The 23,159-nt window shown below is 72.9% G+C and carries 24 protein-coding genes and 2 pseudogenes; 20 read left to right on the forward strand and 6 right to left on the reverse strand.

What is annotated here, in order from left to right; genetic code table 11:
* Positions 1 to 7 precede the first annotated feature (7 nt).
* The 5 genes and pseudogenes from GGG17_RS11005 to GGG17_RS17375 all read left to right on the forward strand — a co-directional run bounded on the left by GGG17_RS11005 (position 8) and on the right by GGG17_RS17375 (position 4,198).
* Positions 8 to 817: a Cof-type HAD-IIB family hydrolase gene (locus GGG17_RS11005; RefSeq protein WP_154593764.1), complete on the forward strand. Its 810-nt coding sequence runs from the start codon at positions 8 to 10 to the stop codon at positions 815 to 817.
* Positions 818 to 823: 6 nt separating this feature from the next.
* A pseudogene (locus tag GGG17_RS11010) lies at positions 824 to 1,423 on the forward strand (family 1 glycosylhydrolase); the annotation flags it as partial.
* Positions 1,424 to 1,582: 159 nt separating this feature from the next.
* Positions 1,583 to 3,403 carry an HNH endonuclease signature motif containing protein gene (locus GGG17_RS11015; protein ID WP_154593765.1) on the forward strand — a complete coding sequence of 607 codons (1,821 nt, stop codon included), beginning with the start codon at positions 1,583 to 1,585 and terminating at the stop codon, positions 3,401 to 3,403.
* Positions 3,400 to 3,810, forward strand: a pseudogene (locus GGG17_RS17370) (PRD domain-containing protein); the annotation flags it as partial. The gene GGG17_RS11015 and the pseudogene GGG17_RS17370, both read left to right, overlap by 4 nt.
* Before the next feature lie 169 nt (positions 3,811 to 3,979).
* A complete protein-coding gene (locus GGG17_RS17375; RefSeq protein WP_353889955.1) occupies positions 3,980 to 4,198 on the forward strand; it encodes a PRD domain-containing protein in 219 nt (72 codons plus the stop codon).
* Positions 4,199 to 4,208: 10 nt separating this feature from the next.
* Here GGG17_RS17375 and GGG17_RS11025 read toward each other — a convergent pair whose 3' ends face one another.
* From GGG17_RS11025 to GGG17_RS11035, 3 genes are all read right to left on the reverse strand, one after another.
* A complete protein-coding gene (locus tag GGG17_RS11025) occupies positions 4,209 to 4,406 on the reverse strand; it encodes a DUF5302 family protein (RefSeq protein WP_154593766.1) in 198 nt (65 codons plus the stop codon).
* Between the two features lie 81 nt (positions 4,407 to 4,487).
* Complete coding sequence (locus GGG17_RS11030) at positions 4,488 to 4,637, reverse strand: hypothetical protein (RefSeq protein WP_154593767.1); 150 nt, start codon at positions 4,635 to 4,637, stop codon at positions 4,488 to 4,490.
* 245 nt (positions 4,638 to 4,882) lie between these two features.
* Entirely contained in the window at positions 4,883 to 6,508 is a 1,626-nt protein-coding gene (locus GGG17_RS11035; RefSeq protein WP_154593768.1) for an FAD-dependent oxidoreductase, read from the reverse strand.
* A gap of 73 nt (positions 6,509 to 6,581) precedes the next feature.
* Here GGG17_RS11035 and GGG17_RS16055 point away from each other — a divergent pair, with 73 nt between their 5' ends.
* The 10 genes from GGG17_RS16055 to GGG17_RS11080 all read left to right on the forward strand — a co-directional run bounded on the left by GGG17_RS16055 (position 6,582) and on the right by GGG17_RS11080 (position 15,267).
* On the forward strand, positions 6,582 to 6,749 hold the full coding sequence (locus GGG17_RS16055; protein WP_195849212.1) for a DUF8730 family Cys-rich protein: 168 nt from the start codon (positions 6,582 to 6,584) through the stop codon (positions 6,747 to 6,749).
* 3 nt (positions 6,750 to 6,752) lie between these two features.
* The gene (locus GGG17_RS11040) at positions 6,753 to 7,016 is read left to right on the forward strand and encodes a metal-sensitive transcriptional regulator (RefSeq protein WP_154593769.1); all 264 of its coding nucleotides are present in this window, start codon (positions 6,753 to 6,755) and stop codon (positions 7,014 to 7,016) included.
* Positions 7,017 to 7,046: 30 nt separating this feature from the next.
* Positions 7,047 to 7,919 carry a fructosamine kinase family protein gene (locus GGG17_RS11045; protein ID WP_154593770.1) on the forward strand — a complete coding sequence of 291 codons (873 nt, stop codon included), beginning with the start codon at positions 7,047 to 7,049 and terminating at the stop codon, positions 7,917 to 7,919.
* A 93-nt stretch (positions 7,920 to 8,012) separates the two neighbouring features.
* Positions 8,013 to 8,498, forward strand: a complete 486-nt coding sequence (locus GGG17_RS11050) for a hypothetical protein (protein WP_154593771.1) — start codon at positions 8,013 to 8,015, stop codon at positions 8,496 to 8,498.
* 151 nt (positions 8,499 to 8,649) lie between these two features.
* Entirely contained in the window at positions 8,650 to 9,378 is a 729-nt protein-coding gene (locus GGG17_RS11055) for a hypothetical protein (RefSeq protein ID WP_154593772.1), read from the forward strand.
* Between the two features lie 315 nt (positions 9,379 to 9,693).
* Positions 9,694 to 10,248, forward strand: coding sequence for a DUF4334 domain-containing protein (locus GGG17_RS11060; RefSeq protein WP_154593773.1), 555 nt, complete (start codon positions 9,694 to 9,696; stop codon positions 10,246 to 10,248).
* Between the two features lie 24 nt (positions 10,249 to 10,272).
* Positions 10,273 to 11,154 carry a dioxygenase family protein gene (locus GGG17_RS11065; protein ID WP_154593774.1) on the forward strand — a complete coding sequence of 294 codons (882 nt, stop codon included), beginning with the start codon at positions 10,273 to 10,275 and terminating at the stop codon, positions 11,152 to 11,154.
* Positions 11,155 to 11,205: 51 nt separating this feature from the next.
* Positions 11,206 to 12,264: a glutathione S-transferase family protein gene (locus tag GGG17_RS11070; protein WP_154593775.1), complete on the forward strand. Its 1,059-nt coding sequence runs from the start codon at positions 11,206 to 11,208 to the stop codon at positions 12,262 to 12,264.
* Positions 12,265 to 12,400: 136 nt separating this feature from the next.
* A complete protein-coding gene (gene hrpB / locus GGG17_RS11075; protein ID WP_154593776.1) occupies positions 12,401 to 14,962 on the forward strand; it encodes an ATP-dependent helicase HrpB in 2,562 nt (853 codons plus the stop codon).
* A 143-nt stretch (positions 14,963 to 15,105) separates the two neighbouring features.
* Positions 15,106 to 15,267, forward strand: a complete 162-nt coding sequence (locus GGG17_RS11080; RefSeq protein WP_154593777.1) for a hypothetical protein — start codon at positions 15,106 to 15,108, stop codon at positions 15,265 to 15,267.
* Between the two features lie 448 nt (positions 15,268 to 15,715).
* On the opposite strand, the gene GGG17_RS11085 is transcribed toward GGG17_RS11080, so the two are convergent.
* Positions 15,716 to 16,354, reverse strand: a complete 639-nt coding sequence (locus GGG17_RS11085; RefSeq protein WP_154593778.1) for a hypothetical protein — start codon at positions 16,352 to 16,354, stop codon at positions 15,716 to 15,718.
* Between the two features lie 92 nt (positions 16,355 to 16,446).
* Here GGG17_RS11085 and GGG17_RS11090 point away from each other — a divergent pair, with 92 nt between their 5' ends.
* Positions 16,447 to 17,505, forward strand: a complete 1,059-nt coding sequence (locus GGG17_RS11090; protein ID WP_154593779.1) for an SGNH/GDSL hydrolase family protein — start codon at positions 16,447 to 16,449, stop codon at positions 17,503 to 17,505.
* Between the two features lie 171 nt (positions 17,506 to 17,676).
* On the opposite strand, the gene GGG17_RS11095 is transcribed toward GGG17_RS11090, so the two are convergent.
* On the reverse strand, positions 17,677 to 18,135 hold the full coding sequence (locus GGG17_RS11095; protein ID WP_311966618.1) for a DUF3817 domain-containing protein: 459 nt from the start codon (positions 18,133 to 18,135) through the stop codon (positions 17,677 to 17,679).
* Positions 18,136 to 18,238: 103 nt separating this feature from the next.
* On the opposite strand from GGG17_RS11095, the gene GGG17_RS11100 reads away from it, so the two are divergent.
* Positions 18,239 to 18,472, forward strand: a complete 234-nt coding sequence (locus tag GGG17_RS11100) for a hypothetical protein (RefSeq protein WP_154593780.1) — start codon at positions 18,239 to 18,241, stop codon at positions 18,470 to 18,472.
* A complete protein-coding gene (locus tag GGG17_RS11105; protein ID WP_154593781.1) occupies positions 18,465 to 18,881 on the forward strand; it encodes a PIN domain-containing protein in 417 nt (138 codons plus the stop codon). Before GGG17_RS11100 ends, GGG17_RS11105 begins: the two co-directional genes overlap by 8 nt.
* Here GGG17_RS11105 and GGG17_RS11110 read toward each other — a convergent pair.
* Entirely contained in the window at positions 18,871 to 19,791 is a 921-nt protein-coding gene (locus tag GGG17_RS11110; protein ID WP_154593782.1) for an ROK family protein, read from the reverse strand. The genes GGG17_RS11105 and GGG17_RS11110 overlap by 11 nt on opposite strands.
* Positions 19,792 to 19,904: 113 nt before the next feature.
* Here GGG17_RS11110 and GGG17_RS11115 point away from each other — a divergent pair, with 113 nt between their 5' ends.
* Together GGG17_RS11115 and GGG17_RS11120 are read left to right on the forward strand one after the other, a co-directional pair.
* Positions 19,905 to 20,618: an HAD family hydrolase gene (locus tag GGG17_RS11115; RefSeq protein WP_311966619.1), complete on the forward strand. Its 714-nt coding sequence runs from the start codon at positions 19,905 to 19,907 to the stop codon at positions 20,616 to 20,618.
* On the forward strand, positions 20,615 to 23,116 hold the full coding sequence (locus GGG17_RS11120; protein WP_311966620.1) for a glycoside hydrolase family 65 protein: 2,502 nt from the start codon (positions 20,615 to 20,617) through the stop codon (positions 23,114 to 23,116). The genes GGG17_RS11115 and GGG17_RS11120 overlap by 4 nt, the downstream gene beginning before the upstream one ends.
* Positions 23,117 to 23,159: the final 43 nt, after the last annotated feature.

The following is a 23,159-nucleotide window of genomic DNA, read 5'->3' on the forward strand; positions in this document are numbered from 1 at the left end:
GAGACACATGTTTCGCCTGATCGCCGTCGACATCGACGGGACCCTGCTGCGGTCCGACAAGACCGTCTCCCCCCGCACGCGTGACGCCCTCCGCACCGCTCGCGACCAGGGCGCGGTCCTCATGCTCGCCTCGGGGCGGCCCGAGCACGGCCTGCGCCACCTCGCCGAGACGCTCGGCCTGGGCCTGGAACGGCTGGTGCTGGCCTCGTGCAACGGTGCGGCCGTGGTGGACGCCGAGACGGAGGAGATCATCTGCCACCGCACGCTCGACCCGGCCCTCGTCGTGCGGGTGCTCGACCTGGTCGAGGAGCTGGGCCTCGCGGCGATGACGCCGCTCGGCCACGTGGTGCAAGCGACCCGCGAGGACGGCTACAACGTCTCCGCCGAGGCACCCGCCAACGGCATGGAGCTGGCCATCACGCCGCGCTTCGAGGACCTGGGCGAGCCCCTCCACAAGGTCCTGGTCTGCGCCGAGCCCGCCCTGCTCGCCCGGCACGTCGAGACCTTCCGGCGCGAGCTGCACGGCCAGGCCGAGCTGGCGCTGTCCGCCCCCTTCTACCTCGAGATCACGCCACCCGGCGTCGACAAGGGGTCGGGGCTGCTCGACTACTGCGCGGCCCGCGACCTCGACCCCGCCGAGGCGGCTGCCTTCGGGGACAACGAGAACGACCTGCCGATGCTCCGCGCCGCCGGGACCGGCGTCGCGATGGGCAACGCGCTCGACCACGTCAAGGACGGCGCCGACCGGGTCACGGCCTCCAACGACGACGACGGCATCGCGGTCGTCCTCGAGGAGCATTTCGCGTCAACGAGCTGACCCCCCCTGCGTCGCTTCCGGGAGGCCGGCATCGAGCTGGAGATCACGGACGAGGACCGCGAGGACCTCACCAACACGGTCGACTTCGTGTCGTTCAGCTACTACATGAGCGTCTGCCAGACCGCGGACCCGGCCAAGCAGGACAAGGGCGAGGGCAACATCATGGGCGGCGTCCCCAACCCCACCCTCGAGGCGTCCGAGTGGGGCTGGCAGATCGACCCGGTCGGCCTGCGGATCGTCCTCAACGACTACTGGCAGCGATGGCAGAAGCCGTTGTTCATCGTCGAGAACGGGCTCGGCGCCAAGGACCAGCTGGTCGAGGTCGACGGCGTCAAGACCGTCGAGGACGACTACCGCATCGCCTACATGAACGACCACCTCGTCCAGGTCGGCGAGGCGCTGCAGGACGGCGTCAACCTGCTGGGCTACACCTCCTGGGGTCCCATCGACCTGGTGAGCGCCTCGACGGCCCAGCTGTCCAAGCGGTACGGCTTCATCTACGTCGACCGCGACGACGACGGGACGGGGACGTTGGAGCGCCACCGCAAGAAGTCCTTCGGGTGGTATCGCGAGGTCATCGCGACCAACGGCGGCTCCCTGGCCTGACGGTATGCCGGGGGGGCGCGCGGGCATGGCTCGTGGCGCCCTCGCGGCGTCCCAAAACAGCCTCTGACCTGCAGAAATATGTAAATGACCCCTTCCCTTGGAGACAGGCCCTGCGGTAGTCTGGAGGTATCCCGGGACGAGGTCGAGGAGGTGGTCCCGATGGTGTCGAGGTCCCTGTCCGAGGTCGTCGCGGAGCACCTCCGCGAGGCGCTCGAGCCCATCCTGGCGCTTGCCACCGACACACCCTGCGCCGGTGGCGCGGGTCACGAGGGGGACGCCGGCAGCTCGGACCTGGAGCGGGCGCGGCGCTCGCTCGCCGTGGTCGTGGCCGTCCATCGCGCGACCGCCTGCCTGGAGGCCCTCGCGGTGACGGCCCACGCCGACCTGGTCGACGCCGTCGTCGACGACCTGCGTCGGTCCGAGGCCGAGCACGGACGACACCCGGGGCCCGAGTCGCTGCGCGCCGACGCCCGCGGGCTGACCACCGACGAGATCGTCGCCGCCACCGGGCTCGGCGTGGGCGCCGTCCAGCGGCGGGCGCGCCTCGCGTCGGGAGCGGCAGCGGTGCGCGATCCGCTGGTGGAGGCGATGGCCGGGGGCACCTGCACGCTCGAGCGCGCCACGACGCTGCGCGACGACACCGATCGCCTGCCCGACGAGGTCGCCGCAGAGGTCGTCGTGCGGGTGCTGCGCCCCAAGCGCGGGTACGCCCCCGACGACCGGTCGCCGGACGCCGTCGTCGGTCAGCGCCTCTTCCGCCAGCGCATCCGCGCGGAGGTGGTCAAGGAGGAGGCCCGTCTGGGGCTCGACGACCAGGCTCGCGCCGACCACCTGGCCCGACGCGACGTGCACGCCACCACCACGAGCCATGGCACGGGCGAGCTGTGCGCCACCGGCACGGCCGAGCAGGCCGCGGCAGCGCGGGACCGGATCGATGCGATGGCGCGAGCGGCCAAGAGCCGCGGCGAGTCCCGGACGCTCGCCCAGCTCCGGTCGGACATCGCCTTCGCCCTGCTCCTCCACGGCACGGTCAACCACGGCACGGGCGACGGGACGGTCGACGGCGGCGAGGAGCTCCGCCCGGCGGGGTCGTTCGTTCGGCCCGAGCCCCTCGGCACGCCAGCGCCATTCACGCACGCTCGCCGCCGCCGGCTGATCGGCCTTGACGGCCTGCTGCTCGACCCGAGGACCGGCGAGGTGCTGGGACCCTTCGGGCCGGGGGTGCGTGGCCGAGGAGCGCGCAGGGCGGAGCGACAGGCGGCCGAGAGCGCCAAGCACGCCGCCTCGCCATTCGCTGACCTGCCGTTGCACGAGCCCCTCCGCACCGACCCACCACCGACGCTGCCGCAGCATCCAGACCCCTGGCTGGTCGCGACCGCGACACTCCTCGCCTCCCTGCCGACTCCCGCCGCCCGCATCGACGTCCGGGTCAACCTGACCACCCTGCTCGGGCTGCGCGACGACCCGGCCGAGCTCGTCGGTCACGGTTGGCTCAGCGCGGACCTCGCCCGCGAGATCGCGCTGCGCACCGACAGCGTGTGGCACCGCATCGTCCACGACCCCGTCACCGGCACGCTGCTCGAGCGGACCACCCACACCTACGGGCCCACCGAGAGCATGCGGGCCGACGTGCAGGCCCGTGACCTCACCTGCCGCGTCCCCGGGTGCGACAGACGGTCCGAGCTGTGCGACCTCGACCACAGCACGCCGTGGCCCGCCGGGCCCACCAGCCCGGACAACCTCGTGGCCCTATGCCGCCACCACCACCAGCTCAAGACATCGGAGCGCTGGCAGCACGAGCTCCGCCCGGACGGCTCCCTGCGCATCAAGACCTACCTCGGGCAGCTGCTCTCGAGCCGCCCGCACGAGCACGAGGACCCCGACACGTGCGCTGCCGAGAGGGCCCGGCGCCTGGCCCGGGACCGAGCGCTCGTCCAGGCCGGGTTCCTCGTCCAGCCCCCCGTCGGACGCGTGGCATGAGGTCGGCCCGGACGGGAGGTGCCCCGTGCAGACGGCGTGGGGACGGCACCGAGGTCGTGCTCACCGGACGTGGCCTCGGCTTCCAGCGGCGCGCCGGCGAGGAGGTCGACCCGCTCAAGGTCGTCCGCGTCTTCGAGCCGACCGACGGTCGAGACCCCGACACGCTGGGCGGGCTGGTCGCCGCCATACCGCCGGAGCACATCGCCCTGGCCGAGGAGGCCCTGGACCTCGTCGGGGTGCCGGTCACCGCGACGACCCTCGTCGCGGTCGCCGACCACCTCAGCTTTGCCATCAAGCGGGTGCACCAGGGCATCGAGCTCGAGATGCCCCTGCGCGCCGAGGTGGAGCACCTCTATCCCCGCGAGCTCGAGCGCGCCCGCCGCGTGCTCGAGCACGTCAACGGCCGGCTCCCGGAGCCGCTCCCGCAGGACGAGGCCGTCGCCATCGCGATGCACCTGGTCAACGCCGCGATGATGGGCGGCGACCTGTCGGAGACCTATGCGATGACGGGGATCATCAAGCAGCTCTTCGAGGTGATCGAGAGCTCGCTTCATCACGCACCTGCGCTACTTCCTCGTGCGGGTCAAGGGCGACCGGCAGCTGACCGGCGAGGCCGGCCCGCTGCGCGAGGCCATCCGGTCGTCCTACCCCGGGGCCTACGCGTGCGCGCAGCGGTGCCGGACCGTCCTGGAGCTGCGCCTCGGCCGGTCCGTCACGCAGGACGAGGTCGTCTACCTCACCCTCCACGTCGCACGACTGACCACCGAGGGTGCTGATCGCTCCGGCACGTCCTGAGGTCGGCCGATCAGCTGCCGGCTTTGCGGCGGAACATCTGCTGAGAGGCCTCACGACCGTGCCCCTGCCCGGAGACCTTGGACCGGTCGTTGTCGTCGGCCGAGACGTCCCGTCCCGCGTGAGACCTCTTGGCGTCGAGGGCCGCTCGCATCCTTTGCTTGACCTCGTCCGGGACGGGGGCGTGGTGCGGCTTGTCCTTGGCAGACATCGTCGTCTCCTCTCGCTGGGCGTCCGCCCACTCTCCCACCCCGGACCCCCGCCCTCAACGCCTTTTGGCGGGGCCGTGACGTCAGGGAGTCACGTCGTCGGGGTCCAACCGGGTCGCTCCCCCGGCGCGCGAGTCGCCACGGTCCTTGCCCTGGCGCCACCCCCGGCGCAGGGCGACGACCACCCCGGCGAAGGGCACGGCCAAGAAGACGCCGACCAGACCGAGGGCCACGCCACCGGCCGTGGAACACCGTGATCAGCAGGACGGTGAGGGCGGACGACAGGAGGCCGGCGCCGGCGGCCGCGACCGACCCCAGCCGGGTGAAGATCTCCCCCACCCGGTCCCTCGCCGCCTCCACGCCCTGGTCCAGCAGGTCGCCGCAAGGAAGGCGGCGACCGCGACGATCTCCACCTGGCGCAGGAGCCACCCCGGCAGGCTCGCCCATCGCGGGCGGCCGCGTCTCTACCGCCCAGCGGTCACGACCGAGAGGCCATCCCGGCCACCCAGGTCCGGTAGCCGCCGTCCAGGTTGCGGACGGACCGGCCGGACGCCTGCAGGATCCTGGTCGCCAGGTGTGCCCGGACACCCACCGCGCAGTGGACGACGAGGTCTCCCTCGGGCACCTCGTCGAGGCGGTCCCTGACCTCGTCGACCGGGACGTTGACGGCCCCCGGTATGGCGCCCGCCGCGAACTCCTCCGGCGTGCGCACGTCCACCACGGTCACCCCGTCCCGCTGGGCGTCCTCGACCTCGTGCCACTGGATGCTGTCGGTCAGGCCGCTCGCGAGGTTCTCGTCGACGAAGCCCAGCATGTTGACGGGGTCCTTCGCGGACCCGAACTGCGGGGCGTAGGCCAGCTCGAGCTCGGCCAGGTCGCTCGCGGTCAGGCCGCCGCGCATGGCCGTCGCGATGACGTCGATGCGCTTGTCGGCGCCGTCCCGGCCCACGGCCTGGGCCCCGAGGATCGCGTCGGTGCCGGGGTCCACGAGCAGCTTGAGCGCAAGCCCCTGCGCCCCGGGGTAGTAACCGGCGTGCGAGAGGGGGTGGGTGTGGATGACCCGGTGGGCGCGGCCGGCGGCGACCAGGCGCTTCTCGTTCCACCCCACGGTCGCCACCTGCAGCCCGAGGACCCCGACGATGGCGGTGCCGAGGACCGGCCGGTCGCGGACGTCGCGACCCGCGATCAGGTCGGCCACGCGCCGGCCCTGCAGGTTGGCGGTGTTGGCGAGGGGCACCAGCACCGGGGAGCCGTCAAGGGCGTCGGCCTTCTCCACCGCGTCGCCGACGGCGTAGATCGCGGGGTCGCTCGTACGCAGGTGGTCGTCGACGACGATCCCGCCGCGCGCGCCGATCTCGAGGCCGGCAGCCTGCGCGAGGCCCGTGTCGGGACGGACCCCGATCGCCGCGACCACGAGGTCGGCGGGGACCCGCTCCCCCGTGGACAGCTCGACGTCCCGCTCGCCGATGGCGGTGACCGAGGCCGACAGGCGCAGGTCGATCCCGGCCTCGCGCAGGGCGGCGTGGACCGGGGCACCCATCTCCGGGTCGAGGGGCGCCATGACCTGCGGGGTCGCCTCGACCATGGTCACGGCGAGGCCGCGGTGCAGGAGGTTCTCGGCGGTCTCGACGCCGATGAACCCCCCGCCCACGACGACGGCGGTGCGGGCCCCTGCCACGGCGGCCACCATCGCGTCGGTGTCCTCCACGCTGCGCAGCGCGAGGGCGCGCTCGATGCCGGGGATCGCAGGCCGGACGGGTCGGGCGCCGGGGGCGAGCACGAGGGCGTCATACGGCAGCTCGCTCTCCGATCCGCCCATGAGCGAGCGCACGACGACGACCCGGCGGTCACGGTCGATCCGCACCGCCTCGGTCTGCACCCGCACGTCCAGCTCGAAGCGCGCCCGCAGCGCCTCGGGCGTCTGCAGGAGCAGCGCCGAGCGCTCGGGGATGACCCCGCCGACGTGATAGGGGAGCCCACAGTTGGCGAAGGACACGTGCCCGCTGCGCTCGACGACGGTGATGGTGGCCGACTCGTCCAGGCGGCGCAGTCTCGCGGCCGCCGACATCCCGCCGGCCACGCCTCCGATGATCACGATGTTCATGAGTCCAGCATACCCCAGGGGGTATATGCTGTGTATTGAAGCACGTCACACCCCACCCCTGAAGGAGACCGACATGTGTCGCCCCGTCACCTGCACGACCTGCGGCAAGACCACCTGGGCCGGCTGCGGCCAGCACGTCGACCAGGTGCGCCGCTCCGTCCCCGCGGGCCAGTGGTGCCCCGGCCACCCGGACCAGCCGGCCCAGCGGGGCGGCCTCCTCGGTCGCCTCCTGGGGCGCTGACCGATGCAGCTCCCCGCCGACGATCTCGACCCCGTCCTCAAGCGGCTCCGCCGCGCCCAGGGGCAGCTGAGCGCGGTCATCCGCATGATCGAGGAGGAGCGGGACTGCCGCGACGTCGTCATGCAGCTGTCGGCGTGCAGCAAGGCGCTCGACCGGGCGGGCTTCGCGCTGATCTCGACCGGGCTGCAGCAGTGCATGACGTCGGACAACCCCGAGCGCGAGGCCGACCTCGAGGCGATGGAGAAGCTCTTCCTCTCCCTGGCCTGAGCGGGCGGCCGGGCGGGTAGGAAGGAGGTCATGTCCCCTCACCTGCCCGAGTCGCTCGTCTCCGGCCTGGAGGTATGCCGCGCCACTGCCCTCAGCGGTGGCGACATCGCCCTGGCGTACCGCCTCGACACCCCCGACGGCCCCTTCTTCCTCAAGACCAAGGAGCGTCCGACGCCGGACCTCTTCGAGCGGGAGGCCGCCGGGCTGGCGATCCTGCGCGAGCACGCCCCCGAGCAGATCGGGGTCCCCGAGGTGGTCCGCGCCGACGCCAGCGGCCTGGTCCTGGAGTGGATCGAGGAGGGGCGGCCGGGGCGGCATACGGAGGAGTCCCTCGGCCGGGGGCTGGCCGGGTTGCACCGGGCGACCCACCCGACGTTCGGGGCCATCGACGGTGCGCTGGCCGGCTACCTGGGCTCGGCGCAGGTGGACCTGACTCCGACCGACTCGTGGCGCGACTTCTACGTTGAGCGACGGCTGCGTCCCCTCACCGAGCGCGCGGTGAGGGAGGGCCGCGTCGACCCCGTGGCGCTGCGGCTGGTCGACCAGCTCGCCGGCAGGGCCGAGGAGCTGTGCGGTCCACCCGAGCCGCCGGCGCTGCTGCACGGCGACCTGTGGGGCGGAAACCGCTTGGTGGACCAGGGCGGTCGCAGCTGGCTGATCGACCCGGCCGCGTACTGGGGCCACCGTGAGGTCGACCTGGCGATGATGCAGCTGTTCGGCGGGTTCGGGGAGGAGTGCTACCGCGCCTACGACGAGACCTACCCCCTTGCCGACGGGTGGCGCGAGCGCGTGCCGTGGTACCAGCTGCCCCCGCTGCTGGTGCACGCCATCCTCTTCGGCGGTGGCTACGGCGCGAGCGCGCTGCGCGTCCTGCGTTCCTACGCCGAGGGTGCAGATTCCTAGGCAACTCATACCTGCGCGACAGATTCCCGACAGCCCACGACGCCAGGCTCGGTCGCGACCAGCTCAGTGACAGGGAGTCGACAGGGAGTTCCGATGTCCGACAACAACCGCATCCTCACCGCCGGCGCCGTCGTCGCTGCCGGCCTCATGATCGCGGGGGGTGCGGCCGCCGCCCAGGCAGCCACCTCGACCACCCCCGCAGCCACGGGGTATGGCGCACAGCCCGGGTATGGCGCACAGCCCGGGTATGGCGACGGCCGCAGGCACGGCGGCCACGACCACACCACCGTGACCGGCGACGAGGCCGCCAAGGTCAGGGCCGCCGTCAAGGCCAAGGACGCGACCCTCACCGTCGAGCAGGTGCGCAAGGACCCCGACGGGTCCTACGACGCGATGGGGACCAAGGCCGGACAGCACGTCATGGTCGAGGTGTCCAAGGACCTCGCGACCGTCGAGGTGCGCACCGGCGGGCCGGGCGGACACGGCCGCCACGGCGGGCACGGCGGCCGGGACCGTGGGCCCGGCCAGGCGCCGACCCCCGGCGCCAGCGCCGCCTCGCCCGCGGGCTACGCCGTCTGAGCAGGATGCACAGGGAGGGCGCGCTGCTCCTAGGTGACCCCCACGGCGTTGACAGCGTCACGACAGCCCCGGCCGCGACCGTGGAGGTGCGAGTGAAGGACCCCTCAGGTGCACCAGCACCCGACCTGATCACGATCCACCAGGAGCAACGATGTCCCCCAACAACCGCACCCTCACCGCCGCCGCGGTGGCCGCTGCCGGGCTGATGATCGCCGGCGGGGCCGCTGCCGCCAACGCCGCCACCGGCGGGTCGCCACAGGCGTCCACCGGCTACGCCCAGTCGGCGCCAGGCGGCCAGCAGGGCTATGGCGCACCCGGCCAGGGTGGCCAGCGCGCCCCGCACGAGCACACCGCGGCCACGGCCGACCAGACCGCCAAGGTCAAGGCCGCCGTCACGGCCAAGGACTCCACCATCACCGTCACCACGGTGCAGAAGGACCCGGACGGCTCCTTCGACGTGCTCGGGACCAAGACGGGGCAGCAGGTCCGCGTCGATGTGTCGGCGGACTACCAGACCGTCACCGTGGACACCGGTGGCGGGCGCGGCCGGCACGGCGGGCAGGCCCAGCACCAGCACACCGCCGTGACCGGGGACGAGCTGTCCAAGGTCAAGGCCGCGGTCACGGCCAAGGACTCTGCCGTCACGGTCAGCGACGTGCAGAAGGACCCGGACGGCTCCTACGACGTCCACGGCACCAAGGCCGGCCAGCCCGTCATGGTCGAGGTGTCCAAGGACCTGGCGACCGTCGAGGTCCGCACCGGCGGGCCCGGCCCTCCGGGCGGCCGGGGCGGCACCCCCGAGGGCCAGCAGGGCCAGCAGGGCCAGCAGGCACCCGGCGCCGGGGCGACCTCCGCCCCCAGCGCTGCCGCGTCAGCCTGACCCGCGAACCCGCGCGGCCCGTCCCCCCTCGGCCGCGCCATCCCAGGAGCCCGGCGACCCCCCGCGGTCGCCGGGCTCCGACGGACGCCCAGCCCGGTCACAGACCCGGTGACAGACCCGCGACGGTCCCTCGGCAGGACCGCGGCGCACCGTGGAGTCACGAGCACCCCCGCCGTCACCGTCCCCGACGTCCACACCGACGCGCTCCCCGCCTCCCTCCCTGCAGCGCTCCCCGCCGCGCTCACGGCGTGGGCGATCCGCAGCACCAGGTCGGCTCAGTGACCACCGGCGGGCTCGGGCGGGCACAGTGGTCCCATGGAGTCGATCGACCAGCTGGAGCGCGGCACCGACCTGGGGACGGCGCTGGCGGCCTACGACCGGATGGCGCCCGTGCCGGTGGCGCAGCTGCGCGGATGGTGGCGCGGCGCCGAGATCCCGACGGGGCATCCGCTCGGCGGCGCGCTGACGGCATACGGCTGGTGGGGCAAGTGGTTCGCCGGACCCGAGGACGCGCACCCCTTGGTGTTCCGCACCCAGGGTGGCCGGCGCTACGAGGTGGACCCGGGTCGCCTGCCGCTTGCGGTCGGCCTGCAGGTGCCACCCCTGCTGCGAGGCCGTATGACGGCCAAGGCCTTTCGCGTCGTCAGCCCTGCGCTGCGGACCCGTCGGCCGCGGGGCCGGCTGCGGATGCTCGAGCACCGAGGCGTCGTGACGGCATCCCTCGTCTACGACCATCAGCCGATCGTGGACAGCTTCCGCGGCGTCGACGCGGACACGCTCGTGGGGGTGATGGACCTGCGGGGGATGCCGCCATACCTCTTCACCCTGCGGCGCACGTCTGATATCGTTGAATCCTCAACTATCTTGTGAGCCCTCCCGCCAGGAGCCCGACCCATGACCACCACCACCGCCGCAGCCGACGCGCTCGTCCCGGCGTCTCACCCCCTCGCCGGCCACCTGCGCCTCGCCGCGGCCGCAGCACCGCACCGCGCCTGGACGCCGGAGGACGGAGCCCTGCCCGCGATCTACCTCTCCCACGGCGCTCCCCCGCTGCTCGCCGACCAGGGGTGGATGACCCAGCTGCACGCCTGGGCGCACGACCTGCCCCGGCCCCGCGCCATCCTGGTGGTCAGCGCCCACTGGGAGTCCGACGCCATCGCCATCACGAACCCCCACCCGCGCGAGCTGGTCTACGACTTCTGGGGATTCGACCCCCTCTACGAGCAGCTGCGGTATGACGTCCCCGACGCCGCCTGGCTCGCCCGACGCGTGCGCGAGGTCATGCCCGACGGGGTGCACGTCCACGAGCAGACCGACCGCGGTCTCGACCACGGCGCCTGGGTCCCCCTCAAGGCGATGTACCCCGAGGCGGACGTCCCCGTGCTCCAGCTCAGCCTGCCGACCGCAGACCCCGAGCGGCTGCTGCGCCTCGGTGCCGCCCTGCGACCGCTGCGCGACGAGGGAGTGCTGGTGATCGGGTCCGGCTTCATGACCCACGGGCTCCCGTTCATCCAGTGGTCCCGCCCCGACCTCGTCCCCGACTGGTCCTCGGAGTTCGACGCGTGGGCCGGCGAGGCGCTCGCGCGCGGCGACGTAGAGGAGCTGGCGCGGTTCGCCGGGTGCGCCCCCGGTGTGGGTTTCGCCCACCCGACCGTCGAGCACTTCACGCCGTTGTTCGTCACCCTCGGCGCGTCAACCGACCCCGCCGCCCCCGTGCACGGCGTCATCGACGGCTACTGGACCGGCCTGTCCAAGCGGTCCTTCCAGGTGGCGTGAGCATGGTCCCTGACCTGGCTACCGATCCTCGATGTGGGGCATGGTATCACCATGCCTGACGCACGCAACGCCTCCACCGCCGGAGCCTTCGAGCGGGACGAGTCCTACGTCAACGACCGGATCGTGGCGGACGCCCCCGCCGGCGCTCCGACGGGCGATCGGGTCGGCGCCATGCGCTGGCCCGTCGAGCCCGGCCGCTACCGCCTGGTCGCCGCGCGCGCCTGCCCCTGGGCGCACCGCGGCGTCATCGTGCGCCGACTGCTGGGGCTCGAGGACGTCATCTCCCTCGGCCTCGTCTCCCCCACCCACGGGGAGGAGTCGTGGCGCTTCGACCTCGACCCCGACGGCCGTGACCCGGTGCTCGGGATCCACCTGCTGCGCGAGGCCTACGACGCCCGCATCCCCGACTACCCCAAGGGCGTCACCGTCCCGGCGATCGTCGACGTCCCGACCGGTCAGCTGGTGACCAACGACTTCCCGCAGATCACCCTCGACCTGTCGACCGAGTGGCGCGAGCACCACCGCGAGGGCGCCCCCGACCTGTGGCCCGAGGCCCTGCGGGACGAGATGGAGCCGATCATGCGGCGCATCTACACCGAGGTCAACAACGGCGTCTACCGCTGCGGGTTCGCCGCCGACCAGCAGTCCTACGACGCCGCCTACGAGCGGCTGTGGGCCGCGCTCGACTGGCTGGAGGACTACCTGGCGGACCGTCGCTACCTCGTGGGCGATCACATCACCGAGGCCGACGTGCGCCTGTTCACGACCCTCGTCCGCTTCGACGCCGTCTACCACGGCCACTTCAAGTGCAACCGGCAGAAGCTGTCGGAGATGCCGGTGCTGCACGCCTACCTGCGCGACCTGTTCCAGACGCCGGGCTTCGGCGACACGACGGACTTCCCGCAGATCAAGGAGCACTACTACGTGGTGCACACCGACATCAACCCCACCAAGGTCGTGCCGCTCGGGCCCGACCTCGCCGGTCTGCTCGAGCCCAGCGGCCGCGAGTCGCTCGGTGGGTCGCCGTGGGGGGCGGGCACCGCGCCCGGCCCGGTGCCCAAGGCCGAGCGGGTTCCCGCCACCAACACCCCGTTGGGCGAGCGCGCCTGATCCAGCGGTCGTTCCACTCGTGGCCCGGCATGAGCGAGCGCACGCAGAACAGCATGAGACCGATGATCACGGGATATTTCGTGGTTTATGTTGCACACGCTGAGAGCACTCTGACAGCCGGGGCTACCCTCGGGGCATGAGCGCCTCGGCCGACCGCCTGGATCTCGGCCGGATCGGCGCCGGGTTGCCCTTCGCCCGCTCGGTGCCGGCCCTGGAGCAGGCGCTCGCCGACGGCGTCGCCGTCGTCCAGGCGCCCCCGGGGACAGGCAAGACGACGCTGGTGCCACCCGTGGTGGCCCGGTCGCTGGCGGCTCGCGGGAGCGGTGCTGGGCGCGTGGTCGTGGTCCAGCCTCGACGGGTGGCGGCCCGGGCCGCCGCGAGTCGTCTTGCCGCTCTGACGGACTCGCGCGTCGGCGAGCTGATCGGCTGGACGGTGCGCGGGGAGCGTCGGCTGGAGCCGACGGCCCTGATCGAGGTCGTGACGCCCGGCATCCTGCTGCGCCGCCTGCTCGCCGACGCCTCGCTCGAGGGGGTCGGTGCAGTCGTGCTGGACGAGGTGCACGAGCGGGGCTTGGAGACCGACCTGCTCGTGGGGCTGCTCACCGACCTGCGTACGCTGCGCGAGGACCTGCTGCTGGTGGCGATGTCGGCCACCGTCGACGCGGCCGCCTTCGCCCGGCTGATCGGTCCCGACGGCGCGCCTGCCCCGGTCGTCGACTGCCCGTCGGCACTGCACCCCCTCGCCGTGGCGTGGCGCCCGGGCGCGGGCCCTCGCACCGACGCCCGAGGCGTGTCCCGTGATTTCCTCGCCCACGTGGCGACCGTGGCCGCCGAGGCTCATCGCGCCGCCGTGGCTGAGGATCCGTCGGTCGACGCCCTGGTGTTCGTGCCGGGCGCCTGGGAGGTCGGCCAGGTCGCGACGCGGCTGCGGGCGCTGGCGGGACCGGACGGGACCGAGGTCCTCGAGCTCCACGGGCAGGTCGGGCCTCGGGAGCAGGACCGCGCCGTGGGCGGCCGTCGGTCGGGCGACCCTGCCCGCATCGTGGTGTCCACGTCCTTGGCCGAGTCCTCGCTCACCGTCCCGGGCGTGCGCCTGGTCGTCGACGCGGGCCTCGCCCGGGAGCCGCGCCGGGACGCCGCCCGCGGCATGTCGGGCCTGGTCACCGTCACCTGCTCGCGTGCCTCCGCCGACCAGCGGGCCGGGCGGGCGGCCCGCCTCGGGCCGGGTGAGGTGGTCCGGTGCTACGACGAGAGCACGTATGCCGGGATGCCCGAGCACGTGACCCCCGCGATCGCCACGAGCGACCTCACGGACGGCGCTCTCTTGCTGGCCTGCTGGGGCACGCCGCGGGGGCAGGGCCTTGGCCTGCCCACCGTTCCCCCTGTCGTGGCGCTCCGCGACGCGGAGACGACCCTGCGGCGGCTGGGCGCGGTCGACGACGAGGGCGTCGTGACGGCGGAGGGGCGACGGCTCGCGCGGATCCCGGTGGGTGCCAGGCTGGCCCGAGGTCTGCTCGACGGGTCCGAGCTCGTCGGCCCGCGCCGCGCCGCCGAGGTGGTGGCCGCGCTCGCCGACGACCTGCGTTCTCCCACCGGCGATCTCACCGGCCTGCTGCGCGAGCTGCGCTCGGGGCACCCGGCCTCCGACCGATGGCGTCGGGAGTCCCGCCGCCTGGAGTCCCTCGCGGTGGGGGCGGGCGCGGCGGCATACGACGCGATGGTCGAGGGTCTCGTCGTCGGGATGGCCCACCCCGAGTGGGTCGCCCGCCGCTCGGGTGACACCTATCTGCTGGCCGGCGGCACGAGAGCGGCTCTGCCGCAGGGCAGTCCGCTTGCACATCAGGAGTGGCTCGCGATCGCCGACGTGACGCGGGCGACGGGCAGGACGGCGGCGGGGACGGGCGCGGTGATCCGGCTGGCCGCACCCCTGGACCAGGAGGGCGCCGAGCTCGTGGCGGCCCACCTGCTCGTCGACGAGGTGCGCGCCGAGCTCGTGGAGGGGCGCGTCCGCGCACGTCGGGTGCGGGCGCTCGGCGCTATCGAGCTGACGTCGACCCCCGTGGCCGCCTCCGGCCCGGCCGCGCACGCCGCCGTGCGAGAAGCGTTGCGCGATCGGGGTCTTGGGGTCCTCACCTGGTCAGACGCCGCGCGCACGCTGCGAGATCGCCTGGCACTGCTGCACACTCATCTCGGCGACCCCTGGCCGGACGTGTCCGACGAGGCCCTGCTCGATCGGCTCGACGAGTGGCTCGGTCCCGAGATCGACGCTCTCGCAAGGGGGTCCGCGGCAGGGCGCATCGACCTGACCGAGCCGCTGCGCCGCCTGCTGCCCTGGCCCGCGGCATCGCGGCTCGATCAGCTCGCTCCCGAGCGGCTGGCCGTCGCGAGCGGCTCGCACGTGCGCATCACCTATCCCCCGCACGACGACCCCGATGCCCGACCGACCGTGCGGGTCAAGCTGCAGGAGTGCTTCGGCTGGGCTGCGACGCCGACGGTGGCGGACGGCTGGGTCCCGATCACCTTCCACCTGCTCTCGCCGGCGCAGCGCCCGCTGGCGATCACCGACGACCTGGCGTCCTTCTGGAGCGGCCCCTACCAGCAGGTGCGAGCGGAGATGCGCGGCCGCTACCCGCGGCACCCCTGGCCCGAGGACCCGTGGACCGCCCGAGCCACCGCCCGCACCAACCGCCGCCGCTGACCGACCTCAGCCGACGGGAACGTCCGCCCGGACGGGAAACCCCATATCCGCCACCGAGAATGGCGCGGCGGGGATCAGGGCCATGGCGCGCACGGCGGCGGCGTCCGGGACGGTGGTGACCAGGGCGCGGCTACGGTGGCGGGATGACTGATGACATCTCGCGCGAGCACGAGCCGTCGGGCTTCGCCCGGGTCTTCGGGCCCCTCATCGCCCTGCTCGCGGTCGTCGGGCTCGGCTGGGCCGCCAGCCGGGGCCGCGACCGCGACCCCGTGACGGCGGCTCGGCGCCCTGACCCTCAGCGCTGAGGGTTGCTGGTCCCGACCTGGACCCATCTCCAGTGATCTGCGACGTCTATCGACCGGTCAGCGCCATGTCACTGCGCGTTCGTGGTTGCGCGGTGCACGTGTAGGAGCGGGTTCCTGTGGTGAGGATGATGCCGGCGGTGAAGCGGGTGCCCGAAGTCGGCCAGCGCTGTCGGGTCCAGGGCGGTGAGCTTGTCAGGTGTCAGCCGTAGCAGCCGCGCAGCCAGACCAGAATCGACGACGTGCACCTCGGGCCCTTGCGCTGACGCGGGAGCGCAGGTTCTTGCCCCACGCGGGCAGGCGGACCACGAGGAAGAGGTCTTCCAAGGAGTCGCAGGTGGCTCTCGACGGCGGCCCGGTTGACCCCGAGCCTGTCCGCGGCCCGTCGGGCGGAGATCGGGACGCGATCCCCTCCCCCCGGAGGAGGAGCGGGGGCCGGGCGTGAGGGTGGTCAGTCGCAGTTGGGGCAGATCCCGCTCAACGGCAGCTGCAGGAAGCAGCGCGGGCAGATCACCGGCGCCGGCTCCTCGGCCTTGGCCGAACGGGAGGCGCGAGAGGCCTTGGGCTCCTTGGGGACTCGCGGGGCCCGCGAGGGCCGCGCCGTCTGCCTGGCCGGGTTGGTCCGCGCGGTCTGCGACGCGCGCTCCGGCGACGTGTCGACCGTGGTGATTGGGCGCAGCAGCGGCTGGGCGTCCTCGGTCACCGCGGGCGCATAGCGGCGGTTGCACTCCAGCCGCGCCTCGGCAGCGGCCTGCTCGCGCAGCCCCGGTCCAGGTGCCGGGTCCCCGCAGGCGACCAGGACCGCGTCATACATCGGACCCACCGCCCCGTCCGCCTGCACGACCAAGGACACGAGGTCGGGCTCGCCGGCCTCGCGGGTGCGCCGACCCACGATCGTGAGGACCTTGCCCAACCAGCTGCGGAACGGCACCTCGGTGCGCACGCCCGAGCGCTCCTGGACGCGAGCGGCCAGGTCGGCATGGGTGATGGCGGTCTGATGGACGGCCGCCGTCTCCAGCAGCACGACGCTCGCGTGGTCCGCCCAGGTCTCGTAGCGCTGCTGCATGCTCATCAGTCGGGGATCGCCCATGCGCACATCATCCCAGTCGAAGGGCCCATCCTCGACCACGGCCCGCTATCGTCACCGTCAACCACGCCCCAGACCGCACCCCAGGAGCACCCATGGGTCAGCACCGCACCCCCGCCGTCGGCCGGACGACCCGCCCTGCCCGGCTCGCGACCCTCGTTGCCGCGACCGCGGTCGGCTCGACCCTCGCCGGCACCTTCGTCCTCCTCGCGGCCGCCCCCGCCCAGGCCCAGCGCCCGCGCGACTACGTCGCCCTCGGCGACTCCTACTCCTCCGGCGAGTCTGTCACGCCCTACCTCCCCGGCTCGGACACCGCCATCAACCGCTGCCACCGCTCCCTGCGGGCCTATCCCCAGCAGCTGGCAGACTCCCTGCACGCCACGACCGTCGACCACGGGGCCTGCTCGGGGGCCGTCACCCAGGACCTCTACGCCCCCGACCACAACGGCAACCGCGTCACCGTCGACGCCCTGGAGCCCGCCCAGCTCAGCCGGGTCGACCGGCGCACCGACGTCGTCACCTTGACCATCGGGGGCAACGACGTGGGCTTCGGCTCGATCCTGGCGGCGTGCCTGTATGGCGACCGCCAGCGCGCCACCCGCACGGACTGCTCCACCAACGCCGCGCTGACCGGTGCGGTGGCCGCCCGCATCGACGCCCTGGCCGGGCGCGGCACCGCCACCACCCCGGGCGGCCTGCCGATCACGCCGCTGCGCCAGATCATCGCCGACATCAGGGCCCGCTCCCCGCACGCCAAGGTCGTGCTCGGCACCTACCCGCAGCTGGTGTCCTCGACCTTTGCCGGGAGCGAGTGCCGGGTCGGCGGCCTGACCGTCCGCGAGGCGCCCACCCAGACCGTCCCCCTCTATGTCTCCAAGGCCGACGCCGCGTGGTTCGCCGCGACGGTCAACCGCCTCGACCAGGTGATCCTCGACGCGCCGCGCTCGGTGCGTGGTCGTCCGGCGCGGGTGGCCGACGTGCGCCCCGCCTACGGCGACCACGCGCTGTGCAGCAGCACCACGTCGTGGATCACGCCCGTCAAGGGCACCGTCTCGGCGACCACGGGCGCGGTGTCGATCGACGGCTCGTCCATGCACCCGACCATCGACGGCCAGACCGCCTACGCCCGAGCCTTCCGCTCACAGCTGCGGTGAGGTCGCCCCTCGCTGCTGCCGCACCTCGGTGCTGCAGCGCCAGTGGGCCGCCCGGCACGGTCAGCCACCGGAGCAGCCGGCCGAGGAGCACCCGCTCGAGCAGCCCGAAGACTGCCCGCAGCGGCTTGACCACGAGGGTCACCACGACCCCGACCCGGCGCCCGTCACCCGTCAGCGCTGCGGGACCGGCGGTCCCAGCCAGAGCAGCACGGCCGTGACGACGGCGACGACGAGCGCCGCGACGAGGACGGCCAGGAGGGGGCGGGCCAGACCCATGGCGACGAGCCGCTGCGGCAGCGTCCGCGGGGCGTCGCCGCCGGCCGCCAGGCGCCAGCGGTCGGCGAGCAGGCCGCGCCGTTCGGCATACGACTCGAACGGCACGGTGGCGTAGGGCACCACGGCCGACGCCAGTCCGGACAGGGTCGTGCCGAGAGACCAGCGCCGGTCGATCGCCACCACGACCGTCACGAGCGCGTAGGCGAGGAAGACCACACCGTGCACCAGCCCACCGACCCGCACCCCGAGCTCGGTGGTGCGCGTGACGTACTTGAGGACCATGCCGGCGATCAGCAGGGTCCAGGTGACCACCTCGGCCCGGGCGAGACGGCGGTACAGCAGGCGGGGGCTCACGAGACTCCTCGGCACGGTTGACGACAGCGACGCAGATCGTGCCACGTCATCCTGGGTGACGCCGTAAACCCGTGCAGCACTGATTCAGCGTTACACTGATGACATGGCGAACCTTACCGTGACCGTGGACGGTGAGACCCTGCGGCGCGCCCGCATACGAGCCCTGGAGCGGGGCGAGTCGGTCAACGGCTATCTCGCCGAGATGTTGCGCAGGTATGCCGGGGACGTGCCCCAGGCGGAGATCTTCACCGACACCCTGAGCGTGGTCCGAGCGTCCGGAGCGGGGGCCGACAACGGCCCTCGGTCGTGGAGCAGGGACGAGCTGCACCGTGCCTGAGATCTTCCTCGACACCAACGTCCTCGCCTACCTCTACGACGATGGCGAGCCCTCCAAGCAGATCGCGGCAGGCCGACTCCTGCAGCGACCAGGTCACCGGTTCACCGTCAGCACCCAGGTCCTCCTGGAGCTCCACTCGGTGCTGACCCGGAAGTTCCGTCCACCGGTCGGTCTCGACGACGCGCAGGTCGTCGTGGCACGGCTGGCACAGCTCCCCTGCGTGACCACAGACGCCGACCTGGTGGTCCGGGCAGCGACGACCGCCAGGGACCATCAGCTGAGCATCTGGGATGCCATGGTGGTCGAGGCGGCAGCCGAGGCGGGCTGCACGGAGCTGTGGACGGAGGACCTCGCCACCGGGTCGACGCTCCGCGGCGTGACCATCGTGGATCCGTTCGTCAGCCGCTGACGTCGAGCCCGAGGGCGATGGCGCCGAGGACGCCGGCGTCGTCGCCCAGACCCGGTGCGACGACGTAATCGCCTGCATCGCCGGTGATCTCGTGCCGGCTGATGTAGCCGCCGAGCCTGCCCACCATGGCGGCGCGCGTCGCCTCCAGCGCTCCCGGCAGGTGCGGCACGCCGCCGCCGACGACGATGCGCTGCGGCGAGAGGATCAGCACCAGCGCCGCGGTCACCTGACCGATGTAGTAGCCCGCGAGCTGCGCCGCCTCGGCCTGGCGGGCGGGGTCCAGCAGCTCCAGGCGCGTGCCGTAGCGGTCCGCGAAGGCCGGGCCGCTCGCCATACCCTCCGCGCACCGCCCGTGGTAGGGGCAGCGGCCGTCGTAGGCGTCGTCCGAGTGACGCTCGACGAGGACGTGCCCCATCTCCGGGTGGAGCAGGCCGTGCACCGGTCGGCCGTCGAGGACCGCGCCGCCGCCGATCCCGGTGCCGACGGTGAGGTAGACGACCGAGCCGACCCCCTGCCCCGCACCCCAGCGCTGCTCGGCGAGCGCAGCGCCGTTGACGTCGGTGTCCCACCCCACCGGCAGCCCGAACCTCTCCCGCAGGCGACCCACCACGTCGGTGTCACGCCAGCCCGGCTTGGGGGTGGTCGTGATCCGGCCGTAGGCCGGGTCGGCCTCGTCCAGGCACACCGGCCCGAACGACGCGACCCCGAGCGCGGCCAGGTCCTCCCCCTCGTCGAGCCGCGCCTGCAGCCAGTCGCTCACGGCGCCGAGCGTCTCGTCCGGGCTCGTCGTGGGGATCACCGTCCGCTCGCGGAGGTCCTGCGGGCCCGAACCGATGGCGCACACCACCTTGGTGCCGCCCATCTCGATCCCTGCCACGGACTGCGCGGGAGTGCGCTCGGTCGTCGTCATGGGACCACTCTGCCCGGCCCACCCCTCGTCACGCTGGGCGACCCCCGGCGCTCGTGCGGGGCAATCGCGGCTGGATCGTTCAAGAGCGGCGACAACCTCGGTACCCTCGTGGTGTGGACTGGACCCGATATGACGCTGCGCTCTTCGACCTCGACGGCGTGATCACCCCGACCGCGATCGTGCACATGCGGGCGTGGAGCGAGATGTTCAACGCCTACCTCACCTCGCGCGGGATCGCCGAGCCCTACACCGACGAGGACTACTTCGCCTACGTCGACGGCAAGCCGCGCTACGACGGCGTGCGGACCTTCCTCGCCTCGCGCGGCATCACGCTCCCCGAGGGCGAGCCCACCGACGCGCCCGGCACCGAGACCGTCTGCGGCCTCGGCAACGGCAAGAACGACGCCTTCCGCACCGTCCTCGAGCGCGACGGCGTCGAGCCGTATGCCGGCTCGGTGCAGCTGCTCGACCACCTCGCCGCCATCGGCACCAAGGTCGCGGTCGTCTCCTCCTCCCAGAACGCCCGCCCCGTGCTGACCTCGGCCGGGCTGGTCGACCGCTTCCCCGTGATCGTGGACGGAGTCGTCGCGCGGCAGGACCGCCTCGCCGGCAAGCCCGCCCCCGACACCTTCCTCGACGCCGCGGAGCGCCTCGGCGTGCCCCGCGAGCGCGCGGTCGTCCTCGAGGACGCCGAGTCCGGCGTCGCGGCGGGGCGTGCGGGCGGCTTCGGGCTGGTCGTGGGCGTCGACCGTGGCGCCGGCGTGGACCGCCTCACCGCGTCCGGGGCCGACGTCGTGGTCTCGGACCTCGCGGAGCTGGTGCCGTGACGCCGCTGCACCTGACGGCCGACCCGCTGGACCGCACCCGCTTCCCCGTCGAGCCGTGGCGATTCGTCGAGACCGAGTACTCCGGCGACGACCTCGGCACCACCGAGACGCTGTTCGCCGTGGGCAACGGCTACCTCGGCATGCGCGGCAACCCGCCCGAGGGGCGCGAGGCGCACACGCACGGCACCTTCATCAACGGCTTCCACGAGACCTGGGACATCCGGCACGCCGAGCAGGCCTTCGGCTTCGCCAAGGTCGGGCAGACCATCGTCAACGTCCCCGACTCCAAGCTGATGAAGCTCTACATCGACGACGAGCCGCTCCTGCTGTCCGTCGCCGACCTCGTGCACTACGAGCGCGCCCTGGACTTCCGGTCCGGCAGGCAGACCCGCGACGTCGAGGTGCGGACCGCGTCCGGCAAGCGGGTGCGCATCTGCTCGACCCGGATGGTGAGCTTCACCGAGCGTCACCTCGCCCTGATGACCCTCGAGGTGACCCTGCTCGAGGGCGACGCCCCGATCGTCGTGTCCAGCCAGATCATCAACCGGCAGGACGGCAAGGACGAGTACCACGTGCGCGCGGCCGCCATGGGCGAGGGCCACGACCCCCGCAAGGCTGCGGCCTTCAGCCAGCGGGTGCTCGAGCCGCAGTCGCACTGGCACAGCGACCGCCGCATGATCCTCGGCTACCGCACCGCGCAGTCCGGCATGACCCTCGCCGTCGGCGCTGACCACACCATCGAGACAGAGGCGGCATACGAGGAGCTCATCGACAGCGACCAGGACCGCGGCCGCAAGATCTATCGCATCGACGCCAAGCAGGGCCAGACCGTCACGATCACCAAGGCCGTCAGCTATCACACGTCGCGCGGCGTCCCCGTGCGCGAGCTCGTCGACCGGTGCCGGCGCACCCTGGACCGCGTCCGCGAGCACGGCGTCGACTTCTACGTCGAGCAGCAGCGGGAGTGGATGGACCGCTACTGGGCCAACACCGACGTCGAGGTCGAGGGCCACCCGGCGCTGCAGCAGGCGATCCGCTGGAGCCTGTTCCAGCTCGCCCAGGCGTCGGCGCGCGCGGACCAGATGGGCATCGCGGCCAAGGGCGTCACCGGCTCCGGCTACGAGGGGCACTACTTCTGGGACACCGAGGTCTACGTCGTCCCGTTCCTCACCTACACCTCCCCCGAGGTGGCCCGCAATGCCCTGCGCGCCCGCGTGCAGATGCTGCCGAAGGCCCGCGAGCGCGCCCGCGACCTGTCGCAGCGCGGTGCCCTCTTTCCCTGGCGCACGATCAACGGCGAGGAGGCCTCGGCCTACTACGCCGCGGGCACCGCGCAGTACCACATCGACGCCGACGTGGCCTTCGCGTTCAGCAAGTTCCACGACATCACGGGCGACGTGGGCTTCATGGCCCGCGACGGCATCGACGTGCTGGTCGAGACCGCGCGCATGTGGGCCGACCTGGGCTTCTGGCGCGAGAACGGCGACCGCACCTTCCAGATCCACGGGGTCACCGGCCCGGACGAGTACACCACCGTGGTCAACAACAACCTGTTCACCAATGTCATGGCCCGCGACAACCTCGAGCGCGCCGCCCGCGCGGTCCGCGAGCTGCGGGAGACCGACCCCTCCGGCTACGCCCGGCTCGTGCGACGCCTGCGGCTCGAGGACGAGGAGGTCGTCGAGTGGGACGCGTGCGCCGAGCACATGGAGATCCCCTACGACGACGAGCTGGGCATCCACCCGCAGGACGACCACTTCATCGACCGCGAGGTCTGGGACCTGTCCCGCACCGATCCCACGAAACGACCGCTGCTGCTGCACTACCACCCGCTCGTGATCTACCGCTTCCAGGTGCTCAAGCAGGCCGACGTGGTACTCGCGCTGTTCCTGCAGGGCGACCGCTTCTCCCTCGAGGAGAAGCGCCGCGACTTCGACTACTACGACCCGATCACGACGGGCGACTCCACCCTGTCGGCCGTGGTCCAGTCGATCATCGCCGCCGAGGTGGGCTACGCCGACATGGCGCTCAAGTACTTCTACTCCGGGCTCTTCGTCGACCTCGCCGACCTGCACCGCAACACCTCCGACGGCGTGCACATCGCCTCCGCGGGCGGCGTCTGGAACGCCCTGGTCCACGGCTTCGCGGGGATGCGCGACTACCACGGCACCCTGTCCTTCGACCCCCGCATGCCCGACGCCTGGCCCCAGCTGACCTTCCCGATCCGGTTGCGCGGCACCAGGATCCGCGTCACCGTGCGGCAGGAGTCGATCGCCTTCGAGGTCGAGGAGGGCACCCGGGTCGACCTGTCGGTCCGTGGGGTCTCGTATGCCGTGACCGCCGGCTCACCCGTCACCGTCCCGCTCGACGGGCAGGGCGAGCGCCGCGCCAGCCTGCAGGGCTCGCACCCGGTGATCGGGGACCTGCGCACGGACGGCTCGATCATCTCGGCGGGCGTGCCCGACCCCGACCAGTGGCGGCCCGGCGGCCCGCACTGAGCCGCGGCACCCGCGGTCGGTCACGCATCGCTACGCTGACGGC

The sequence above is a fragment of the Arsenicicoccus cauae genome, assembly GCF_009707125.1.
GTDB lineage: Bacteria > Actinomycetota > Actinomycetes > Actinomycetales > Dermatophilaceae > Arsenicicoccus > Arsenicicoccus cauae.